Origin of the sequence: Rhodococcus sp. BS-15 (assembly GCF_000813105.1) — a bacterium.
In the GTDB taxonomy this organism is placed as follows: Bacteria; Actinomycetota; Actinomycetes; order Mycobacteriales; family Mycobacteriaceae; genus Rhodococcoides.
The window spans coordinates 1-4,498 of sequence record NZ_BAOX01000355.1; the positions used below are offsets into that span (position 1 = coordinate 1).

Annotated in this window: 6 protein-coding genes; 5 read left to right on the forward strand and 1 reads right to left on the reverse strand. The window is 66.2% G+C overall.

Translation table 11 applies throughout. The annotated features are described in order from the left end of the window. The coding region (locus RHBS_RS24795; protein ID WP_272913895.1) for a thiamine pyrophosphate-binding protein at positions 1-474 on the reverse strand (474 nt) is incomplete at its 3' end. A 63-nt stretch (positions 475-537) separates the two neighbouring features. On the opposite strand from RHBS_RS24795, the gene RHBS_RS24800 reads away from it, so the two are divergent. From RHBS_RS24800 to RHBS_RS24815, 5 genes are read left to right on the forward strand one after another with little or no spacing between them, the layout of a single operon-like run. Continuing rightward, the gene (locus tag RHBS_RS24800; RefSeq protein WP_121873425.1) at positions 538-1,125 is read left to right on the forward strand and encodes a flavin reductase family protein; all 588 of its coding nucleotides are present in this window, start codon (positions 538-540) and stop codon (positions 1,123-1,125) included. Continuing rightward, the gene (locus RHBS_RS31930; RefSeq protein ID WP_306303571.1) at positions 1,122-1,646 is read left to right on the forward strand and encodes an AbrB family transcriptional regulator; all 525 of its coding nucleotides are present in this window, start codon (positions 1,122-1,124) and stop codon (positions 1,644-1,646) included. Before RHBS_RS24800 ends, RHBS_RS31930 begins: the two co-directional genes overlap by 4 nt. Beyond that, entirely contained in the window at positions 1,604-2,185 is a 582-nt protein-coding gene (locus RHBS_RS31935; RefSeq protein WP_306303572.1) for an AbrB family transcriptional regulator, read from the forward strand. Before RHBS_RS31930 ends, RHBS_RS31935 begins: the two co-directional genes overlap by 43 nt. Before the next feature lie 46 nt (positions 2,186-2,231). Further along, positions 2,232-3,065 (forward strand): siderophore-interacting protein, encoded by an 834-nt coding sequence (locus RHBS_RS24810; protein WP_128646735.1) that lies wholly within the window; start codon positions 2,232-2,234, stop codon positions 3,063-3,065. 22 nt (positions 3,066-3,087) lie between these two features. After that, complete coding sequence (locus RHBS_RS24815) at positions 3,088-4,485, forward strand: DUF2252 domain-containing protein (protein WP_128646737.1); 1,398 nt, start codon at positions 3,088-3,090, stop codon at positions 4,483-4,485. Positions 4,486-4,498 lie beyond the last annotated feature (13 nt).

Sequence of the window (4,498 nt, forward strand, 5' to 3'; positions counted from 1 at the left end):
GGCGATGACCCGCGAGACGGCACTGCGCCACTGACTGTTCTGCTTGGGCCCTTCCTCGGCGAGCCCGAGGCTGATCGTCGCGCGAACCTGAGATCCGAACAGGCCGAGCTGCTCGATGGTCTGGTTCGCGCCGGTGCCGAGCATCTCGTACGGGCGGTTGGCGCTGATGACGATCAGCGGAATGCGTGCGTAGTTCGCCTCGAGAACCGCAGGCCCCAGATTGGCGACCGCGGTTCCCGACGTCATCACCACAGGGACGGGCTGACCGCTGCCCAGGCTCAGGCCGATGGCCAGAAAGCCGGCGGTTCGCTCATCGATCCGCATGTGCAAGCGCAGGCTGCCGGCGACGTCTGCCTCCTGCAACGCGAACGCCAACGGGGCGTTCCGCGAGCCGGGACACAACACGACGTCTCGGATCCCGCTGCGCGCCAGTTCGTCGACGACTGCGGTGGCCTGTGCGGTGGACGGATTCACAGTTTCCTACAGTGTCAGACGCGTCGGTCGGACGCCGCAACCGGGCTTTGACAGTATGAAGGTGTGCGTACAGTCTTTCGGCCCGACGAGGTCGCTCCCGGTCGCTTCTACCAGCTCCTGACCGCTTCGGTGGTACCTCGGCCCATCGCCTGGGTCTCGACCGTCTCGGCCGACGGTGTGGCGAACCTCGCGCCCTACAGCTTCTTCACGGTCTCGTCGACTGTGCCGCCGGTCGTGCAGTTCACGTCGGTGACCCGCAAGGACAGTCTTCGCAACATCGAGGCCACCGGCGAGTTCGTCGTGAATCTGGCGACGGCACCGTTGGTGGATCAGGTCAACAGCAGCTCGGCGAGCTTCGATCACGGCGTCAGCGAATTCGAGGCCGTCGGGATCGAGAGCGAACCCAGCACCGTCGTGACGCCACCGCGCGTCGCGGCCGCTCCGATCGCCATCGAGGCGAAGCTGCATCGCGTCGTGGAGGTGGGCAACTGCTTCGTCGTCATGGGCAACGTCGTCGCCCTGTCGGTGCGTCCTGAGTTCCTCGCCGAGGACGGCCTCCCCGAGTTCGACGCCATCGCCCCGCTCAGCCGCCTCGGCCGTTCCGAGTGGGGGTTGCCGCCCGAGGTCCGTGAGATCGAGCGGCCTTCTTGATTCGCTGGTCGCTGCTGGTTCTCGTCACCGTCGGCCTGACCGTCGGCGCGGATGCTCTGGGGATTCCGTCGGCAGCACTGTTCGTCGCGCTGCTGGTGGCGGTGATCTTCGCTCTCGCAGGCTGGGCACCGACCACGGGCACCGAGCGCGCTCCGCTGCCACGACGGCTCGGCATGGTGGCGCAGGCGGTGCTGGGCGTCGAGATCGGGACCCTGGTGCAGCAGGACACACTCAGCTCGCTGGGCGACGCCTGGTTGCCGGTGCTGCTGGCATGCGTCGGAACGCTTCTGTTGTCCATCGCCGCGGGCGCACTGTTGGGACTGCGGAAGGACATCGATTCACTGACCGGTGCGCTGGCGCTGGTGGCGGGCGGCGCGTCGGGCCTGGTGGCCATCGCCCAGGAACTCGGCGGCGACGAACGCGTCGTGGCGGTGGTTCAGTACCTGCGGGTCGTTCTCTCACCACCACCCTGCCGCTGGTGGCGACGCTGGTGTTCAGTGCGCAGCCCGGTCAGTCGATGATGCTCGCAGATTCCGGAGCTCCGCTGTACGTGGACCTGGCCTTCGTGCTGGTCTGCGGCGGGGTGGGAGTCCTGCTCGCACTGGCGCTTCGATTTCCCGCGCCGGCGTTGCTGGGGCCGCTGATCGCCGCCACGTGCGCCGACGTTGCCGGGGTGTCGTTCGACGCATCGGTTCCCACGTTGCTGCTGTGGGCGGCGTACATCGTGATCGGGTGGCAGGCCGGTCTGCGGTTCACCGTCGCGAGCCTGAAGTCGATCTCGCGGGTGCTGCCCGCAGCGCTGATGTTGATCATCGCCGTCACGGTCGGCTGCGCGCTGCTCGGATTGTGGCTGGCCTCGGCAACGGGCACCAGCGGATACGAGGGCTACCTGGCGACCACCCCGGGCGGGGTGTACGCGGTGTTGGCCATAGCGGCATCGACCGGAGCGAACGTCACGTTCGTTGTGGCCGCACAGATCATCCGAGTGTTCATGATGCTGTTCGCGGTGCCGATGGGAGCGAAGGTAGTCCAACACTATCGACGAGATCGACCCGAGTGAATCGACGCGACCCCATTCGGAGTTAGGGTCCACTAATCTCACCGGCATGGCCAAGTACCTCAAACCCGAGCACCCGGCGTTCTACCGTCTGCACGTTCTCGCAGCCGATCGGATCAGTTGCGGGTTCGTCAGAATCACCCTCGGGGGCGAGTCGCTCTCGAACTACCGGTACATGGGATACGACCAGTGGTTCCGACTGTTCCTGCCGCAACCTGGCCAGCGCGAACCCCGCATCCCCAGCTCGACCTCCAAACTCTGGTACGCCCAGTATCTGACCTTCTCCAAGGACACCAAGCCGGTGGTCCGCAACTACACCGTCCGCGACTTCCGGCCCGCAGGCCAGGGCACGTTCAGCGAGGGTGCGGAGATGGACGTGGACTTCGTCGTACACGGCGGCGAACACGGCGGCGAAGCAGGTCCAGCGTCGTCGTGGGCCGCGCACGCCGTTCCCGGAGACCGCGTCGCGATTCTCGACGAAGGACGCATCTACAACCCGGACACCGAGACCCCATGGCAACTGCTCGTCGGCGACGAGAGTGCAGCTCCGGCGATTCTCGGAATACTGCGATCCTCGCCCGAGGACCTGCGGGCCGTGGTGTTCATCGAAGTCCCCACCGAGGCCGACGTCCAGCATCACCACGTGCCGCCGGGCGTCGAGCTGAATTGGATCGTGCGCCCCAACTCGCACGCCAAGCCCGGTGATGCGGCACTCGCCGCCGTGCAGAAAACCGAACTTCCGGGCGGCACCCCGTTCGTCTACGTGGCAGGCGAGCAGGGTTTGGCGACGGGCTTGCGCAGATACCTGGTGAACGACCGCGCAGTGCCGAAATCCAGCATCTGCTTCACCGGATACTGGAAGTTCGGTAAAGCCGCCGGATAGCACTGGATTAGTGTCATCTCACATGTCCGGCTTGGGAAAAGGTCACACGGTCGTCACCGACTCGGTAGATGTCGACAGCGCGTCGTTCGCCTCGCTGCGCGCCCGTCCTCTCCCCCGCGCCGAACGCTACGAACTGGGTCGACGCCTACGCGAGAAGGTACCGATCGCCTCCCTGGGTGACTGGACTCCACCACCGGACCGACCCGACCCGGTCAAGCAGATCGAATACTCGCACCAGGGCCGCATCGAATGGCTGATACCGACGCGCCTCGAGCGGATGGTCGAGTCCCCGTACGGATTTCTGCGGGGCACGGCCATCGTCATGGCTCGGGACGTGGCCATGCTGCCGTCGACCGGTATCAACCCGGTCATCAGTGGCGACGCCCACCTCGGCAATTTCGGCTTCTACGCCTCACCCGAACGCGACCTCGTCATCGACCTCAACGACTTCGACGAGGCCCACCCGGGTGCCTGGGAATGGGATCTACGACGGCTCGCCGCGAGCATCTGGGTGGCCGGGCGGCAGAACGGCCGCACCGAGGATCAGTGCCGCGACGCCGTCACCGCCTGTGTGTCCGCGTACCGAATCGAGGTGGCCAGGCTTGCCGACGAGCCGCTGATGTCGCGTTCGTTCCAGCGTCTGACGGCCGAGAAGCTGCAGCGCGACGCCACCGAGGGGTCGCTGCGCAAGGAGATCAAACGCGCCACCAAGAAGGCGCGTCGACGCACCAGTGACCGCGTTCTGCCGCGTTTCACCGAGAAGCACGAGGGCAAGCGCAGAATCGTCGAGGAGCCGCCGATCACCACGCGCATCTCGGCAAAGGACGAGGAACTTCTCGCCGTCGGACTGGACGAGTATCTGCTCACCCTCACCCCACACTGGCGTCGAGTGCTCGGTGGATACACGTTGATCGACGTGGCGCACCGCGTGGTCGGCGTCGGCAGCGTCGGCCTGCGGGCGTACGTGGCTCTGCTCGAGGGCACCAGCGAGGACGACGTCGTGTTTCTGCAGCTCAAGCAGGCCAGACGCTCGGTGCTCGCGCCGTACGTGCATGGCGAATCGGCCTGGCACGATCATCAGGGGCAGCGCGTCGTCGAGTATCAGCAGGATCTGCAGACCGTCAGCGATCCGCTGCTGGGCTGGACGACCATCGCCGGACGGCAGTACTACGTGCGGCAGTTCCGCAACATGAAAGGAACGATCGACCTGTCGTCGATCGATGCACCCGCGCTGGTCGACTACGCACGGGTGGTGGGCCGACTGCTGGCCAAAGGACATGCGCGCACCAGTGGTGCGTCGATGATCTCGGGATACACCGGCGATTCCGATGCCCTCGAGGTGGCGTTGTGCCGCTTCGCGCAGCTGTACGCGGATCAGACGGAAGCCGACTGGGAGTGCCTTCGGCAGTGGCGTGGTTGAGTGCCGCGGGGGG